Source organism: Microbacterium aquimaris (genome assembly GCF_039531285.1).
Classification (GTDB): Bacteria; Actinomycetota; Actinomycetes; order Actinomycetales; family Microbacteriaceae; genus Microbacterium; species Microbacterium aquimaris.
Genome location: NZ_BAAAPT010000001.1, coordinates 1583745 through 1601447, shown reverse-complemented (window position 1 = coordinate 1601447; position 17703 = coordinate 1583745). Strand labels below are relative to the sequence as shown.

At 70.0% G+C, this 17703-nt stretch carries 10 protein-coding genes; 3 read left to right on the top strand and 7 right to left on the bottom strand.

Going from position 1 to position 17703, the window contains the following annotated elements; translation table 11 throughout:
• Window positions 1–37: 37 nt before the first annotated feature.
• The gene (mtnA, locus tag ABD204_RS07360) at window positions 38–1060 is read right to left on the bottom strand and encodes an S-methyl-5-thioribose-1-phosphate isomerase (RefSeq protein WP_194423983.1); all 1023 of its coding nucleotides are present in this window, start codon (window positions 1058–1060) and stop codon (window positions 38–40) included.
• Between the two features lie 177 nt (window positions 1061–1237).
• Between mtnA and ABD204_RS07355 the strand changes: the two genes are divergently transcribed.
• Together ABD204_RS07355 and ABD204_RS07350 are read left to right on the top strand one after the other, a co-directional pair.
• Window positions 1238–1954 (top strand): GntR family transcriptional regulator, encoded by a 717-nt coding sequence (locus ABD204_RS07355; protein ID WP_194423982.1) that lies wholly within the window; start codon window positions 1238–1240, stop codon window positions 1952–1954.
• Window positions 1955–2021: 67 nt separating this feature from the next.
• Window positions 2022–2654, top strand: coding sequence for a class II aldolase/adducin family protein (locus ABD204_RS07350; RefSeq protein ID WP_194423981.1), 633 nt, complete (start codon window positions 2022–2024; stop codon window positions 2652–2654).
• 16 nt (window positions 2655–2670) lie between these two features.
• Here the strand turns inward: ABD204_RS07350 and alr are convergent, their stop codons facing one another.
• The 4 genes from alr to coaA all read right to left on the bottom strand — a co-directional run bounded on the left by alr (window position 2671) and on the right by coaA (window position 7327).
• On the bottom strand, window positions 2671–3768 hold the full coding sequence (alr, locus tag ABD204_RS07345; RefSeq protein ID WP_194424282.1) for an alanine racemase: 1098 nt from the start codon (window positions 3766–3768) through the stop codon (window positions 2671–2673).
• A 20-nt stretch (window positions 3769–3788) separates the two neighbouring features.
• Window positions 3789–4172, bottom strand: coding sequence for a holo-ACP synthase (locus ABD204_RS07340; protein WP_194423980.1), 384 nt, complete (start codon window positions 4170–4172; stop codon window positions 3789–3791).
• A gap of 272 nt (window positions 4173–4444) precedes the next feature.
• Window positions 4445–6292 (bottom strand): glutamine--fructose-6-phosphate transaminase (isomerizing), encoded by a 1848-nt coding sequence (gene glmS, locus ABD204_RS07335; protein WP_194423979.1) that lies wholly within the window; start codon window positions 6290–6292, stop codon window positions 4445–4447.
• 69 nt (window positions 6293–6361) lie between these two features.
• Window positions 6362–7327, bottom strand: a complete 966-nt coding sequence (coaA, locus tag ABD204_RS07330) for a type I pantothenate kinase (RefSeq protein ID WP_409263989.1) — start codon at window positions 7325–7327, stop codon at window positions 6362–6364.
• A gap of 63 nt (window positions 7328–7390) precedes the next feature.
• On the opposite strand from coaA, the gene ABD204_RS07325 reads away from it, so the two are divergent.
• A complete protein-coding gene (locus tag ABD204_RS07325) occupies window positions 7391–8335 on the top strand; it encodes a Ppx/GppA phosphatase family protein (RefSeq protein WP_194423977.1) in 945 nt (314 codons plus the stop codon).
• Between the two features lie 7 nt (window positions 8336–8342).
• Here the strand turns inward: ABD204_RS07325 and ABD204_RS07320 are convergent, their stop codons facing one another.
• Together ABD204_RS07320 and ABD204_RS07315 are read right to left on the bottom strand one after the other, a co-directional pair.
• Window positions 8343–9554 (bottom strand): S1C family serine protease, encoded by a 1212-nt coding sequence (locus ABD204_RS07320; protein ID WP_194423976.1) that lies wholly within the window; start codon window positions 9552–9554, stop codon window positions 8343–8345.
• A 91-nt stretch (window positions 9555–9645) separates the two neighbouring features.
• The gene (locus ABD204_RS07315; RefSeq protein ID WP_194423975.1) at window positions 9646–17592 is read right to left on the bottom strand and encodes a DUF5979 domain-containing protein; all 7947 of its coding nucleotides are present in this window, start codon (window positions 17590–17592) and stop codon (window positions 9646–9648) included.
• Window positions 17593–17703 lie beyond the last annotated feature (111 nt).

The window sequence follows — 17703 nt, the reverse complement described above, 5'->3', positions numbered from 1 at the left end:
GCGATTCCTTTCTTGGGGACGATTCGGCTGATCGGTCTCAGGCGAACGCGGGTTGTGTCACACCGGGCTCGACGACACCGTGTTCGGTGACAATCCCGGTGATGAGATCGTGCGGGGTGACATCGAATGCGGGGTTGAAGCCGCGCACACCCGGCGCGGACAGGCGCGTGCCGCCGACGGCGAGGACCTCGTCCTGATCGCGCTCCTCGATCTCGATGAGGTCACCGGAGGCGAGCGTGACGTCGACCGTCGACAGCGGAGCAGCCACCAGGAACGGGATCCCTGCTCGGTGGGCGGCCAGCGCCACCGAGACCGACCCGATCTTGTTCGCGGTGTCACCGTTGGCGGCGATGCGATCGGCGCCGATGACGGCGAAGTCGACGAGCCCGCGCAGGATCGTGCTGGCGGCCGCGCCGTCCACCTCCACCACATGCGGGATGCCGTCCTGTGCCAGCTCCCAGCTGGTCAGCCGCGTGCCCTGCAGGAGCGGCCTGGTCTCATCGACGTAGACCATCTCGAGGGCTCCGCGTGTGTGGAGTTCTTTGAGGACCCCGTAGGCGGTCCCCCACGCGGTGGTCGCGAGGGCACCCGTGTTGCAATGGGTGATCGCGCGCAGGATCTTCTTGCCGGTCCGCTCGAGCAGCCAGTCGGCACCGAGGCGCGACAGTTCGCGGTTGGCAGCTTCGTCCTCACCTGCGAGGCGGTGGGCCTCGGCGAGCGCGCCGCCCCCGCCCTCGCGCCGTACCGCATCGACCCGACGTGCACCCCACGCGAGGTTCACCGCCGTGGGCCGCGCGAGCGCGACACGCTCGATCTCGGCCTCGAGACGCGCATCGTCCCATCCGCAGGCGTCTGCCTGCCGTTCGGCGAGAGCGACCCCGTAGCCTCCGGCGGCGCCGAGCGCCGGCGCACCGCGCACGGCGAGTCGGGCGATCGCGTCGACGAGCTGGTCGACGGTCCGCAGCTCGAGGTACGACTCCTCGGTCGGAAGCACCGTTTGATCGATGATCCGCACGGCCGCGCCGTCGTCATCCTCAACCCACTTGATCGCGTGAACCACCGTGTTCGTCTCCTTCCGCCGCACTCCGTCGTTGCGTCTTGCACGACGCTAGCGGTTGTCCGACAACCGTGTCAACTAGACCTGACAACACAGTCATCTGACATGATGTCTCTACAGCGCAGGCCGCGACGAGGCGAGCGGACGCGAGACAAGGCCCAAGCGATGGAGGGGTTCGCGATGGCACGGAAGGCATCCCGCGTCGATGCGGTGGTCGCGGGGATCCGCGCGGGCATCATCGACGGCACGTATCCCGTGGGCGACCGCCTGCCCACGGAATCCGAACTCGGCGAGACCTTCGCCGTCTCCCGCCCGACCGTGCGCGCGGCTCTGAGTGAGCTCAAGACCGCCGGCCTGGTGCACACCCGGCACGGCGTCGGGACCTTCGTCTCCGAACCGCCGGTGGTCACCGCGGGCCTCGAGCGCCTCGAGTCGATCACCGATTCGATCCGACGGACGGGGCGCGAACCGGGGATGCGGTACCGCAGCCGCACCATCCGGCCGCTTCTGCCCGAGGAAGCGGCGAAGCTGGAGCTCTCGACCAACGATCTCGCACTGGAGACCCGCCGGGTGATCCTGGCCGACGACGAGATCGTGGCCTACTCGTACGACCTGCTTCCGATCGGCGTGTTCCCGGAGGGCGAGTCGCCGGAGGTGCTCGACGGATCGGTGTTCGCGTACCTGCGGGATGCTCGGGGGATCGTCCCGACACGGGCCGTCGCGGAGATCCATCCGGTCGTGTCAGAACACGTCACATGGGACACCCCGCCCGGGCGCAGCGAACTGGCACTCCTGCTCGATCAGGTGCACTACGACCAGGACGAACGGGCCGTCGCGTACTCGCGCACCTACTTCATCGACGGCCGGTACACCTTCTCCATCATTCGTCACGCTTAAGGTTCACAAGGGCGCACGTCCCCGATATGGTTGTCAGACAACACTCCCGATTTCGAGGACAGATTCGATGACGCATCACCCGACCCACGCCGACGCCGTCCAGCAACTGATCCGCGCCGGAGCCGAGATCGTGCAGTCCGGCCTCGCGCTCGCCAGCGCCGGCAACCTCTCGATCAGACTCGCCGACGATCGATTCGTGGTCACCGCCTCGGGCACCTGGCTCAACCGCCTCGACGCGGCGTCTTTCACCGTGATGGATCTCGACGGCGCCGTGCTCGGCGGTGCGACCAAGCCCTCGAGCGAGTGGAAACTGCACCAGCGGGCCTACCGCTCTCGGCCCGACATCGGCTCGGTCGTCCACGTGCACCCTGCGCACGCAATCCTCCTCGATGCGCTGCACCGTCCCATCCGTCTCGTCACGCTCGATCACGCCTACTACGTCGGATCCGTGGGGCGTACCCCCTACTACCCGAATGGCTCGGATGAGCTCGCCGACACCGCAGCCGCCGAACTGGCGGCGCACAACTGTGTGATCATGGGCAACCACGGCTCGACGACGGTCGGCGACGACTGCGACATGGCGCTGCGCCGCGCTCTCAACCTCGAGAACGCCGCCGAGCTGACCTACCGGGCTCTTCTCGCCGGCAACGGCGACCTCGACTTCCCGTGGGAGTCCGAACCTCACCTGCACCACGCCTGACGGCGCCGGTTCTCCGTCAACCGACGTAGACGCGGGGCACGCGCGATCCGATGCGGGTGACGATCTCGTAGTTGATCGTGCCGGCCGCATCGCCCCACTCGTCCGCGGAGGGGGCGCCCAGCGTCGGATCGCCGAAGAGGATCACCTCGTCGCCGACCGAGACGTCGTGATCGCCGACGTCGACGACGAACTGGTCCATCGCGATACGGCCCGCGACCTGGAACCGCTCGCCGCCGATGGTCACCGGCCCCTGCCCCGAGGCCTGCCGCGGGACACCGTCGGCGTAGCCGAGCGGAACGAGGGCGAGGGTCGTGGGGCGCACGGCGTGGAAGTCGTAGCCGTAGGAGACCCCGTGGCCGGCCGCCACGCGCCGGACGGCCGCGACCCGCGCCCGCAGGGTCATCGCCGGACGCAGACCCAGCTCGGCGGAGGTGCTGTCATCGAAGGGCGACAGCCCGTACAGGCCGATGCCGATGCGCACCGCGTCCAGGCGGGTCTCGGGAAGGGAGATCGCGGCGTTCGTGGCCGCGAGGTGGCGGATCTGCGGGGTGAGTCCGAGCGAGGCGGCCTCGCCGACGCCGGCTTCGAAGGCGGCGAGGGCGGCACGATCGTCCTCGGGCGAGGCGTTGGAGAGATGGCTGAAGATCCCGACGACCCGAAGTCTGCCGATCCGTTCGAGGCGAGCTGCTTCGGCGAACACGACGCGGTAGTCCGCGGGGGCCAGGCCGTTGCGGGCCAGGCCCGTCTCGAGCTTCAGGTGCACGGCGGTGGGCCGACCGGCCGCGGCCGCATCCGCCGCCGCGACGAGCTGATCCATGCTCGAGACACCGATCTCGACTCCGGCCGAAGCCGCCTCGGCGAAGGACGCGCCGGGGGCGTGCAGCCAGGCCAACAGTGGCGCATCGACTCCGGCGCGCCGCAGCGCGAGGGCCTCGTCGATGTCGGCGACCGCGAGCCGCGACGCACCACCCTCGAGCGCGGCCGCCGCCACGCGCGGGGCGCCGTGACCGTACCCGTCGGCCTTGACGACCGCGATCACGGGGACACCGGTCAGGGCGCGCAGATGCCGGACGTTCTCGGTGATCGCGTCGAGGTCGATGGTGGCCTCGCGCATGTCGCCGTGGTGGATGCCTCTCACGGGATCTCCTCTCCGGAGGGTGGTGGCGCCGCGCCGTCGGCGACGACGTAGGCGATGGCGAATCCGGCGTCGTGCGACATCGTCAGATGCAGGGTCGCGATGCCCCGCGCGGCCACGACGTCGGCGGTCGTGCCGGACAGGGCGAACCAGGGCCGGCCGGACACTTCACTGGCGACCTCGATGTCGGTCCAGTGCACGCCGTCCGAGCCGCCCAGGGCCTTGATCAGGGCCTCCTTCGCGGCATACCGCGCCGCGAGCGAGCGGGGCTTGAGTTGCCGTTCAGCCGGCGAGAACAGACGCTCGAGCAACCGGGGGGTGCGGTCGATGGTGCGTTCGAAGCGCGCGATGTCGACCAGGTCGACGCCGATTCCGACGATCATCCCGCTCCCCTCCGTCGTCCGCCGTGGCGTCCGACGACGCCCCGCCAGCCTATCGCGGCGGCTCCGGAGGGTCGGGAGCCGCCGACCGGCGCGACGAGTCTCCGGAGCCGCCGGTGAACATCACAGGAAGATCGGACGCGCCGTGCCGGGAACCGGCCTTACCGCGCTCGTTCCCGCCCAGATCTCCTGCGTTGTGCACCGGCTTCGGAGACGGCATGCCGACCGGCTGCGGCGCGTGGCGCGAACGGTCGGTCACCGCGCGTTGCGCGCGCTCACTCCACCGTGACGGACTTGGCGAGGTTGCGGGGCTGGTCGACGTCGAGCCCCTTCGCCGTGGACAGTCCCATGGCGAAGATGTGCAGCGGGACCACCGACAGCAGCGGCTCGAACAGCGGGCCCGCGAGCGGGATGCGCAACACCTCGTCGGCCTTGGGCAACACCGCCGCGTCGCCTTCCTCGGCGACGGCGATCACGCGCGCGCCGCGGGCACGGATCTCCTCGATGTTCGAGACGACCTTGGCGTGCAGCAACGCCGAGTGCCGGGGCGAGGGGACGAGCACGAACACCGGCTGCCCGGGTTCGATGAGCGCGATCGGGCCGTGCTTGAGCTCACCGGCGGCGAAACCCTCGGCGTGGATGTAGGCCAGCTCCTTGAGCTTGAGCGCCCCCTCGAGCGCGATCGGGTAGCCGACGTGGCGGCCGAGGAACAGCACCGACCGGGTGTCGGCCATCCAGTACGCGAACTGTTCGATGCGCTCCTGTTCGGTCTCCAAGATGCGGCGGATCTTGCCGGGCACGGCTTCGAACTCCTCGATCTGGGCGGCGACCTCGTCGGGGGCGATCGCGCCCCGCACCTGACCGATGTGCAGGGCCAGCAGGTACAGCGCGGTGATCTGGGCGACGAACGCCTTCGTCGAGGCGACCGCGACCTCGGGGCCCGCGTGGGTGTAGACGATCGCGTCGGACTCGCGCGGGATCGTCGCGCCCTGGGTGTTGCAGATCGACAGGGTCTTCGCGCCGCGCTCACGGGCGTACTTGACGGCCATGAGGGTGTCCATGGTCTCGCCGGACTGGCTGATCGAGACGACGAGGGTGTCCGGGCCGATGACCGGGTCGCGGTACCGGAATTCGTGTGCGAGCTCGACGTCCACCGGTACCCGCGCCCACTGCTCGACGGCGTACTTGGCGACCATGCCCGCATACGCCGCGGTGCCGCAGGCCACCACGATGACCCGCGAGATGTCGCGGAAGAGGTCATCGAGGCCCTCGAGCTCGGGAATCGCCACCGCGCCGTCCCGGATCCGACCGCGCAGCGTGTTCGCGACGGCTTCGGGCTCCTCCGAGACCTCTTTGGCCATGAACGAAGACCACCCGCCCTTGTCGGCGGCGTCCGCGTCCCACGTCACCTCGAACGGTTCGACCTCGACCGGTGCGCCGAAGAAGTCGGTGACCTCGACGCCGGCGGGGGTGATCGCGACGATCTGGTCCTGTCCGATCGCGAGGGCGTTCCGGGTGTGTTCGACGAACGCCGCGACGTCGGAGCCGAGGAAGTTCTCGCCCTCGCCGAGCCCGATCACCAGCGGCGAGTTGCGTCGTGCGCCGACGACGAGGCCCGGATGGTCCTGGTGCATCGCCAGGAGCGTGAACGCTCCCTCGAGTCGCGCGACGACGGCCCGGAAGGCGGCGACGAGGTCTCCGCCGTTGCCCGCGTACTCCCGGCCGAGCAGGACCGCCGCCACCTCGGTGTCGGTCTCGCTCGTGAACGGGTGCCCATCGAGCTCGGCGCGCAGCTCCCCGAAATTCTCGATGATGCCGTTGTGGATGACGGCGAGCTTGTCGTCATCGGCGAGGTGGGGATGCGCGTTCGCGTCGGTGGGGCCGCCGTGGGTCGCCCAGCGGGTGTGGCCGATGCCGGTGGTCCCGTCGGTCATCGGGTGCCCGACCAGGTCGTCGCGCAGCACCTGCAGCTTTCCGGCGCGCTTACGCATGTCGAGCGATCCGTCACCGTCGATCACGGCGATGCCGGCCGAATCGTAGCCGCGGTACTCGAGGCGCGACAGCCCTGCCAGAAGAATGGCCTGGCTCTGCCGAGGTCCGACGTATCCGACGATTCCACACATGGCGTCAATCGTAATCGGCCGCATCTGATCGACCGGTGTGCGGCGCGATCTGCTCCGCCCGCGCGGCGGTCAGAGCTTGCGGAGGAGGACGCTGGAGACGGCGTGGTCGGCGGCCTTCTTCAGCACCAGGCTCGCCCGGTGGCGGGTGGGGAGGACGTTCTCGACGAGGTTGGGGAGGTTGATGTCGCGCCAATAGCCGAGGGCGCGCGGGACGGCCTCTTCGTCGGGGATCTGCGCGAACCGGTTGAAGAACGAGTTCGGGTTGCTGAAGGCCGCCTGCCGCAGCGCGAGGAAGCGGTTGACGAACCACTGCTCGATGTCGCCGGGGTCGGCGTCGACGTAGATGGAGAAGTCGAACAGGTCGCTGACGGCGACGTCGTTGGGCGCCGGCGGTGGCTGCAGCACGTTGAGCCCCTCGACGATGACCACGTCGGGGCGGCGGACGGTGACGTGCGCGTCCGGGACGATGTCGTAGCGCATGTGCGAGTAGAACGGCGCCCGCACCTCATCGGCGCCCGATTTGACCTCCGTGAGGAAGCTCACCAGCGCCCGCCGGTCGTAGGACTCGGGAAAGCCCTTGCGGTCCATGAGCCCGCGCCGCTCGAGCTCGGCGTTGGGATAGAGGAAGCCGTCGGTGGTCACCAGTTCCACCCGGGGAGTGCCCGGCCACCGACTCATGAGCTCGCGCAGCAGACGGGCGATGGTCGACTTGCCGACGGCCACGGAACCGGCGACACCGACGACGAACGGGGTCGTGGTGTCCTCCTCGCCGAGGAACGCACTGGTGTGGGCGCCCAGCGCCTTGGTGGAGCTGGCGTAGAGCGAGAGCAACCGGCTCAGCGGCAGGTAGACCTGCTCGACCTCGTCGAGGCTGAGTCGGTCGCCGAGTCCGCGGATCTGCACGACCTCGGTCTCGCTCAGCGGCTGCGCGAGCCCGCCGGCCATGCGCGCCCAGTCCGCGCGTTCGATCTCGCTGTAGAGCGAGAGCGCCGGAGCCTGAGGTGTCACCTGGTCGTCGATCGACATCCGCCCCATCGTAACGGCCCGCGCGACACGCCCCGGGAACCGCACCACCCGACCGGGTACTACGCTTGCGGCGTGCGCCTGGGAGTCCTCGACATCGGTTCGAACACCGTCCATCTGCTCGTGGCGGATGTGAGCCCGGGCGGCCGACCACTCGCGACCACCTCCAAACGCACGGTGCTGCGCCTCATGCGCTATCTCGACGCCGACGGCGCGATCAGCCCCGAGGGCGTCGACGCGCTCGTGACGGCGGTCCGTGAGGCGCGGAAGGTCGCCGCGGCCGAGAACGTCGCCGAGCTGCTGGCCACCGCGACCTCCGCGGTGCGGGAGGCGGCCAACGGACCCGCCGTGATCGAGGCGATCGAAGAGGCGCTCGACCAGCCGCTGCAGGTCCTCGGCGGCGAGACCGAGGCACGCTACACGTTCTTGGCGGTGCGTCGTTGGTTCGGGTGGTCGGCCGGGCAGATCCTGCTGTTCGACATCGGGGGCGGTTCGCTCGAGCTCGCCGCAGGTGCCGACGAGCTTCCGGATGCCGCCGCATCCGTCCCCCTGGGTGCCGGGCGCATGACGCTGCGGTACATGCCCGACGATCCTCCCGGCGAAGACGCCGTGGACAAGCTCCGCAAACACGCCAAGAAGAAGCTCGAGCCGCTCGTCGACACGTTCACCGCCCTCCCCCGCCCCGACCATGTCGTCGGGTCGTCGAAGGCGATCCGGTCGTTGGCCAAGCTCGCCGGGTATCCGATGGCGGGATGGTCGGGCACCGAACGCATGGTGCTCCCGCGGCAGTCGCTCAAGGCCTGGATCCCGCGGTTGGCGCGCATCCCCGCCGACGCGCGACAGGAACTGCCCGGGATCACGGCCGACCGCACCCTGCAGATCGTCGCGGCCGCGGTGGTGCTCCACCAGGCCATGAAGATCATGGATGTGGACGAGCTCGAGGTGTCGCCGTGGGCCCTGCGCGAGGGCGTGCTGCTGCGCTACATCGAGTCGTTGTCGTGGAGCGCCCCCGCGGTGTGAGCCGCGCTCAGGCGGGACCGGCGATCAGGGTGACCGTCGCCGAGAGCGCCTGACCGGAGGCGGTCGTCCACGAGATCGTGACGCTGTCGCCCGGGTCGTACGCGGTGAGGGCGTCGGTCAGGTCCGCGGTGTCGGTCACGACGAGGCCGTCGACGGCGGTGATGGTGTCTCCGGCGGTCAGGCCCGCGTCGGCGGCGGGGGTCCCGTCGATCACGCCGGCGATCGTCGCCCCGGATGCGGTCGCCCGTGTGCGGGAGGCCCCGGGTCCGACGCCGGCGGTCGAGGTGGAGGAGGCGGTGGTCACCCCGAGGAAGGCCCCGTAGCCCACGGTGACGCCGTCGGATTCGTCCCCCGCCAGGATCTGCTCGACGATCGCGAGCGCGTCGTCGATCGGCACGGCGTACCCGATGGTCGTGACGCCACCGACCGACGCGGCGGTGGTCATCCCGATGACCTCGCCCTCCGCGTCGAGCAGGGCCCCGCCGGAGTCGCCGGAGACCACATCGGCGAGCACCTCGATCATCCCGTAGAGGGTCGCGCCCGTGGTCGCGGCCGTGGACGAGGTCGTCACCGATGCCTCGAGCGCCGTGATCTCCCCGTCCGCGGCCATCAGCACACCGCCACCCTCGGCGTTTCCGACCGCGGTGACGGCGTCGCCGACCATCTCGTCGTCGTCGTCGATCTGCGCGACCTCCAGGCCGATGGCCCCCTCGAGCCGCAGGAGTGCGACGTCGGAGTCCTCCGAGGTCCCGACGAGGGTCGCGGCGTACGTCTCGCCGGTGGTGGCGATCGTGACGGATATCTCGGTGGCGCCGTCGATCACATGGTTGTTGGTGAGGATGAGGCCGTCCTCGGTCAACACGATCCCGCTGCCGGCGGCGGCGGACTCGCTGTAGCCGAGCACCGTCTCGATGATGACGACGCCCGTCGATTCGTCGTCGTCGGCCTCGGTCGCCGGCTCGACGATCGATGCGGTGTTCGCCTCGGCCGATGACGCGCGCGGGTCGCCGTCCCGGTCGGGCGGCACCAGGAGGGTCGGGGTGACGGCGGACTGCGCGGTCACCTCCTCGGCCCACGGCGCGGCGACGGCGACGCCGCCGACGGCCACCGTGGCAGCGAGCGCGGAGGCCGCGAGGCCGGCGCACACCGCCGCCGCGGGGCGCCGATACCACGGGCGCGGTGCGGCGGTGTCAGCGGGAACGGGGGTGCTCTTGTCCATGTCTCCTGTCCTCTCGAACGGTCGACACCAGAACACCAACCTCGCTCATGCGAAACCTCTCCGCCGGTTCAGGACCGGCTATGAGGACCGCTCACCCCGCCGTCGGGCGGCGTCGCGACCGCGTCACGAACAGCACTCCCGTGCCGAGCAACAGCAGCGCCGGCCATGCGACCCACCACGCGACCGTGCCGCCGGTGGTCGGCAGCGGCGGCACCTCGTCGAAGGTGTTGGTCACGACGATCTCGACGTCGCCTCGCGGCAGGGTCACGGTCGTCGAGGTTCCGGGCTGCTCGATGCCGTCCACCGTCATGGTGGTGGCGTCGGCCCCGCCGGTGTCGGTCTCGGTGACGGTGCACTCGGCGCCCGTGGGGAGGTCCTCGACGACCGCGGTGAGCTCGTCCGGACCACCGATCGGGAACGAGTCGTCGAAGACGACGAGCCCGGGATCGGGATGCGAGTCGTCGAAGACGACGAGCCCGGGATCGGGATGCGAGTCGTCGACGAGGACGCAGACGACATCGACCGGGAACGCCCCGTCCGCACCGTCGGCGTCGGTGCCGTCGACGACCTTCCGGATCGTCAGGTCGCTCGTGGCGAAGGCGTTGACCATGACGATCAGAGCCTCGCTGTCGGCCGCATCCGCAAGCGGGTCCAGGACCACGCTCGTGTCGGCTGTCGCCCCCGCGACCTCGCCGTCCTCGACGACGACCGCGACGGTGAGCGGAGCACTGCCGGTCTCGGTCTCGGTCACCGTGCAGTCGGCCCCCTCGGGAAGCCCGGTCCAGGTGACCGTCTGCCCGTCGACGATCGTCTGCGTCATGTCTTCGGCGGCGCTCACCGGCCCGCCGTCGTACGTGCAGGACAGCTCGACCTCGAACGGGCCCCGGTCCACGGGGTTTCCCGCGCCGTCGACGGCGAAGCTCACCACGAACTTGCGCACCGAGACCTGACCGAGGCGGAAGGTGTTGCGCACCTCGAGTCCCGGCTGCGGCTGGTCGTCCACGCTCAGGATCGTGGGATCGGTCCGGACGGTGAAGGTGTACCCGTCCTCCGCGTCGGAGACGAGCAGGACGCCGTCGGCGTCGTAGATGCCGGTCTCGGTCGCGCCCCCGTCGCCTCGCTCCGCGAGCGTGCACTCACTCCCGGTCGGCAGGTTCTCCCACACGGCGCTGGGCGATCCCTGATCGACGATGCGAATGCCGGCGCCGGGGATGTCGACCCGTTCCCCGTCGCGCACGCACGAGAGGGTGAGGGCGAATTGTCCGGTGCCGTAGACCGGCACGCCGTCGCCCTCGAAGGTCTTGGTGACCTCGAGCGACCCGGTCAGGTACCAGTTGGTGACGGTGATCTCCGCGGCGGCGTCGTCGGCGGCGGGCACCGTGACGACGCCGACCCGGTCGTCACCTGCGTTCGGGGTGACCACAACGGCGTCTGCCCCTTCCAGCGCCTGCTCGGAGACGGTGCACTCGGACCCGGCGACCAGCGGCGCATACCGGACCGTCCAGTCGTCGGCGGCGCTGAGCTCGGCCTGCGTGTCGAGCACGGAGTACCCGTCATACGCGCAGACGACGTCGACCGTGAACCGCTGCCCGGTGCCGTACTGCTCCGCCCCCGCCCCGGCGAGCTCCTTGGTGATCTCCAGCGCACCGGGCTCGTAGCTGTTGGTGAACGACACCATCACCACGGTGTCGGTCGTCCCCGCGGCGTAGGGCTCGACGGTCAGTTCCGCCTCGGCGCCGTCGACCTGGTCACCGGTGTCGCCGTCGACGATCACGCGGCTCCAGGTGGCATCCGCGCCCCGGTCGTCGGTCTCGGTCACCGTGCACGCCGCACCCACGGGCAGCCCGGTGAACTCCTCCGCCTCGCCCGAGGCGAGCGAGAACGTCGCGTCGAGGACCGTCGAGCCGAGGAACGTGCACTCCGCGTCGAAGCTGTACTCGACCTCGTCGTAGGCGTACGGATCTCCCGGGGCGGGATCGTCTCCGATGACGACGTCCTTTCGGACCGCGAATCCGCCTTCGAGGTAGGTGTTGACCGCCGAGATCGTCGCCTGCGCCGGGTCCGAGGTCTCGGCCGGGTTGACGACACCGTCGCCGAACGAGAACCGGAGCGCCTCCACCTCACCCGAGGTCTGCGGATCCGATCCGGCCGGGTCGTAGGTCACCGCGGCCCCCTGGGACGACGGGTCGCCGGCGTTCTCGGTCAAGGTGCACTCCGCGTAGAGCGGCAGGGTCACGACCCCCCATTGGCCGGTGCCGTCGTTGTACGACGACGGGGTGCCGTCGGCGGCGATGCGCACCTGGCTCATGTCCGCCCCGTCCGGACCGACGAGCGGTACGTCCTCCCCTCCTGACGTGCACGCGAGGGTGAACACGTACCCGTCCGGGAAGGTCACCCCCCAGTCCGGGTCGGCGTCTTCGACGGTCTTGACGAACGCGAGCTGGCCGGACGCGAGGGCGACGCCGACCTTGCGGGGCTCCACCACGCGACTCTGTACGGTGCCGCCGTCGTAGACGCCGGCCGAACCCGCCGCGAGGCTGTTCCACGCGATCGGGTCCTCGCCGGTGGCGGGGTTCGCGGTCGCCTCGGAGTACCACGGCGTCTGCGTCTGGAAGGTGAGGTTCACCGTCTCGTTCGGCAGGAGCGCATCCCCCTCGCCGAAGGTTCCGACGATCTTCAGAGCGACGACCTCGGAGAGCTCGTCGGGGGTGAGGTCGTCGGTGTACGGCTGCCACAGGTCGCTGTCGCGCGCGGCCACCTCGGCAGCGCAGTCCGCGTTCTCCGGCGCGATGACGCCGGTCAGCGACTCGATCTCCGCGGCGTTGCAGGCCTCGTTCGGAATCTCGGTGGCGAACCACATCTGCCTCGTCGCGTTGCGCTCGGCGAAGTTGCTCGTGAGGTTGCCGAGGTAGACCGGGCTCCAACGGGAGTCGCGCTCCCCCGACAGAATGACGCCCGTGTCGCCGACGTGCGGGAGGACGTCGATGCTGGCGATGGTGGTGACGGGCACGTTGCCGGCGTTGGTGAAGTCCAGACGCCATTCCTCGATGCCGCCGGGTCGCGTGATGGGCACGCAGGGCGTGGCGTAGAAATCCGCGCCCGCGTTGGGGCCCGCGCAGAACGCGTCGGGATCGGCGACGCCCACCGCGATCACGCCGAGGTCGTCGACGTTCGCCTCGCCCGGGGAGGCACCTTCGACGCCGGCGCCCACTCCCCTGACGGCTTTCGACGTCGCGATCGGTCCGACCGCCTGCGGCTCGGCGATCGTGTTCGACGAGCACGTCTCCACGCCCTCCGTGGCGTCCTGCCACGCTGCCTGCACGGTGTACTCGCACGTGTCGAACCAGCGGTCGGAGGACACCGAGGCGATGTTGTCGACGTCCGTGCCGGGATCGATCGTCACCGGTTCCTGCCGGAACATCAGCGCGGCCGTGACGACGAGCTCCGCACCGGGCTCCAGCACGAAGTCATCCGGGAAGGTGAAGGTGATCACTCCGGTGCGGGTGTCGAGCGCGCCGCTGAAGGGGTCGATCGGGTCGCCGTCGACCGTCCCGGTATAGATGGGGGTGTCGTCGTCGTACTCGCGCGGCATCTCGACGAGCATCGCTCCGGCGTTGTCGGTCTGCACCTGGTCGACGAGGGTGAACCCCTCGATGGGCCAGTCGCCGGTGTTCACGACCGTGATGGCGTACGGAATCTGCTCACCCGGGTAGAAGGTGTCCTGGTTGGTCGTGGCGTTCTCGCGTCCGTGCACCTTCGTCACCGACACGCCGTTCTCCACGTGCGTGAGGGTCGTGGTGTCTTCCGCGGAGTCCGTGGCGGTCCAGAGCCCGCCGGAGGGCCCCTGCTGCCAAGATCCGGTGGCGTCGACGACGACCGTGTCGGTGAAGACCCCCGCGACGGCTTCGCCGGGTGCCGGGTCGAGGCCGGGCCGGGTCGACGGGACGGTAGTGTCATCGGCGCCGGCGATGCCGTAGACGAGGACCTCGCGCCGGTCGACGGAGAACTCGACATCGACGAGCGGGTTGGACGGACGCTCCCAGTTGATGCCGTCGAGCCGGCGCACGGTGTAGCGGATTCCCTGCACCTCGGTGAGGTCGACACCGGTGACGCTGTCCTCGAGCTGGGCGGCGGTGACGACTCCGCCGTCGGCCGCGGTCAGCCAGACGCCTTCGGTCCAGCAGGCATCGAGGTCCGCCGACCCGCCGCACGTCTGCACCAGGTCGTCGGCACCGTCGACGGCGTACGCGACGCCGGTCAGGAGGTCGACGCGAACCTGCTCGACGGGTTGCGGCAGGGTGAGGCTGTCGAAGCCGGCGAAGGCGAACGCGTTCCAAAAGGTCGGGGTGTCGTCGGTGAGTGTCAGTTCCGTGGTGCGCACCGTCCCGGTCGGCTGGCCGGTCAGGCGCACGGTGTAGCCCTCGCGGGACTCCAGCTCGGTCCGGGAGGCAGGGGTGATGTTCTTCGCCGACTCGACGCCGTAGGTCGGTTCGGAGATGGTCAGGTCGTCCTGCGCGGCGGCCGTGGCCTCCTCGGTCACCGGGCCGCTCGCGTCGGCACCGGGACGGGTCTGGTCGACGACGGCGTGGTTCACCACGGGCGTGCCGCCCGTCGTCGCGAGCGGCTGCCCGGTCGTCCGATTCGTGGCCCGCAGCTGGTACTCCAGCCGCATGCGCGCGTGGGCGCCCGGCTCGATCATGCTCGTGTAGGTGCCGTCGGCGGCGACCTCGCCGGTGTGGAAGACCGAGATCCCGACCACGTCTCGGAGGTCTTCCGGAGCGAGCGCCTCGGCTTCGGCGATGGTGTACTCGGCGCTGCCGCCCCCGTCGAAGAAGACGGTGACGACCGAGGCGGAGTGGTCAGAACCCACCGGGAAGGTGAGGTCCGCGATCCGGTACAGATCGAACTCGTCGGTGATCGTCTCGGCGATGTCGGGATCGGGGTCGGTGATGGTCATCGTGGCGACCTTGGTCACCGAATCGTTGTTGCCCTGGATGAGGGCGGTCACGCCGGGGTACTCTCCGTCGGGCGTGCCGGCCTGCGGGAGCCCGACGGTGGTGACGTCGGGGCTGTCGCGCCACGGGTTGTCGAGGTTCGGATCCCAATCGACGAAACGCTTGGTGAGGCGCACGTCCATCACCTGATCGACGATCGTGATGTCGTCGGAGTCGGTCGAGCGGTAGGTCTCATCGCCCTCGACGCCGACCGCCTCGACCGTGTTCACGACCAGGCCGGGTGTGCCGGTGTTGTAGGAGTAATCATGGTTGGTTCCGAGGACCGGCTGGGTGGGTGTCGAGCGCAGGTAGTCGCGCAGGCCGAAACGCAGGGTGAGGTCGCGGTCCTGCCCGGCCGTCGCGGCGACGCCCGAGCCGACGGCCGGGTCGGTCGAGGGATTGGTGATCGCCGAGGCCCGATCGGGGCTCTCGGCGTACACCGCCCGCAGGCCCACCGTATCGGCCCGCTCCGCCTCGGTCAGCGAGTACCCCGGGTATCCGCCGATCGACGGGTTCGCGGCGGTGAAGCCGTCTCCGAGCGTCACCCAGTCGCCCGCGGCGGTGAGCCGCTCGAAGTACACCTGGTCGAACGGGATGCCCGGGTCGGTGTCGGCGGTGATGGCCGCGATCCCGGTGAGGTCGAACGCGTCGAACACCGAGTCCTCGATCGGCAGCCCCTGCGCGCCCGAGGGGTCGGTGAGGGTCATCGTGTCCATCGGGATGCCGCGTGTGCCCCACGACAGGGTCACATCGGTCGAGGTACCCGAGAGGGCGGTGACCTGATCGGGCGACCAGTTCTTGTCGACGAGGTCCGGTCCGTCGCCGTCGATCGGCAGCAGCTCGATGTCGTCGAGGTCGTCGTCGGTGACCACGCCCTGCCCGGTGTCGGGGTTCTCCACCTGGGACTGCGCGTCGTTGACGAGGGTCCCGGTGACGTCGTTGCCCGAGGCAGGCCCGGATCCGTCGCGCAGCTCGTCGCGCAGGCCGACCTGCATGTAGGTGAGCACCGTGAACCCGGGCTCCAGGACCGCGCCGGGTTCAGAGGGCTCGAAGGTGTATCGGACGCCGGAGATGTCGTCGCGCATGTCGGCGGGGACGCTGTAGCTCCACGTCTCGCCGGGCGGAATCGACATGCCCGGGAATGCGACCCACTCCTCGGCGTCGGCATCCCAGTACTCGACGGTCATCGTGGCGTTCTGCGGCACGTCGACCGGTCCGACGGCGATGAGGTCGAAGCGGTTCCAGAACGCCGACGGTGTGCCTGACGGGTCCACCGGGTCCTGAATCACCAGATACTCCGACCCCACCGACGAGTCGGGGCGCACGCTCCCCTCGATCTGCACCGTCGAGGAGGCGCCGGGGCGCGAGTAGACATCGTCCTGGACGATCTCCTTGTCGACCTCGGTCCACACCCGGACCGGTCGACGGGTGAGGTCGGCCTCGGCGTCGGCGACCGCGTCTTCGCCGTTCGGGTCGACGACGGTGGTGTCGACCGTGTTCGTCGTGATGACGTCGTCGTCGCCGGTGACCGGATCGGCGGTGACCGCATACGGCACAGTCGCGTAGGCGGACGAGCGGATGTCGCCGGTGTAGGTGATCTCGAACCCGACGACCTGCGACGGGTCCGCGGCGGCCGGGAGGCTGTCGACCTGGTCGCCGGTCAGGGTCTCGGTGGTGCCGTCGGCGTAGGTGTACGTGATCTCGGCCGAGGTGGCGTCGCGGGGCCACTCGAGGTCGTCGGTGAATCCGCCGAAGACGATGCCCTGAGCGGCGAAGTCCGGCTGGCCCGCGGTCGGGTCGGTGATCGTCATGGACTCCACCGGCGGACCGGTGTTGTCCACGCGCACCGTCGCCGTGGTCGACTCCCCACCGATGAGCACGTTCTTGTCGTACCCCTTGGTCACCTCCACGCTCGGCGGCGTGCTGGTGACCGTGGCGGTGGCATCGGCGGTGTCGGTGGCGGAGCGGTCCTCGACGGCGACGTCGGCTTCGACGACGTTGGTGATCCGCACCGTCTCGTCCGGCTCGAGGTCGTCGACGAGGGCGTTCGTCTCGGTCGTGACACCGATCGACGCGTGGTCGGAGACCTCGGTCGCGGGGGGAAGCTGATCGCCGCCGGAGTCGGTGAAGGTGAAGGAGATGGCGGTGACGGTGTCGGGGTCCACACCCGCGGCGGCGGGGATCTCGTCGGTGGGCGCCGGGTACGGTCCCGCCGTGTGGGCGCCGGTGTCGTCGGTCCAGCTGACGGTGAACTGGTCGGCACCCGCGGGCTGCACGATCGGACCGAACCCCGTGATGTCGAGGTAGTCCATGTTCGAGGTGCCCGGGCCCGGCTCGGTGATCGTGATCGAGTCCACCGGTCGGTTCGAGGTGTTCCCGCCACCGACGGCGAACTCCACCGGCAGCCCCGCCACGGCGGGGACGGTGTCGGTGGGGTCGACGGACTTCGTCGCGGTCGCCGCGAGTTCCTCGGGCACCTCCACACGGATGCCGGCCGCGCCATCGGCCTCGAGGTCCCCGGAGACGAGTGTGGCGGTGTTGACGATCTCGTCGAGGTTCTGCGCCTGCTGCCACGTGATGTCGTCGGGGACCCGTGCGTTGACGGTGATGGTCACCGTCGACGGAAGCAGGCCCTCTCCGGCGATTCCAGGCTGGGTCTGGGTGAAGACGATGTCGACCAGACCGGCGGCGATATCGCTGTGGTCTCGTGAGATGCCGCCGGGCGAGACCGTCACGCTCTCCAGTTCCAGTGGCGCGGGAACCGGGTCGGTCAGCTGCGCGCCCAGGCAGATTCCGAGGCTCAGCGATGAGCACTCGAGGTCGATCTCGTACGTGACGGGGTCCCCGGGCGCCAGTGTGGGCGTGGTTCCCGCGGCGCCGGCGACCGTCTTGTCGACACCGATCGTGTTCTGCCCGTCGGTGTCGGTGTCGGCGTGGGCGGGGAGCGGCGCGATGGTCACTGCGAGCAGGAACGCCAGCACGGCGGCGAGCCACCCGTGGCGCCGGCCGAGCCACCGGGGTCGGTGGCTCGTCGATGCGGACATGCGGTGTGCAGGCGTTCGGCGCGACACGTACTCTCCCCCGGCGTCAGTCGGACGCATTCAGCGTACGCACAGGCCCCCGCATCCACCACCCCAAACCGACCATCCACACGG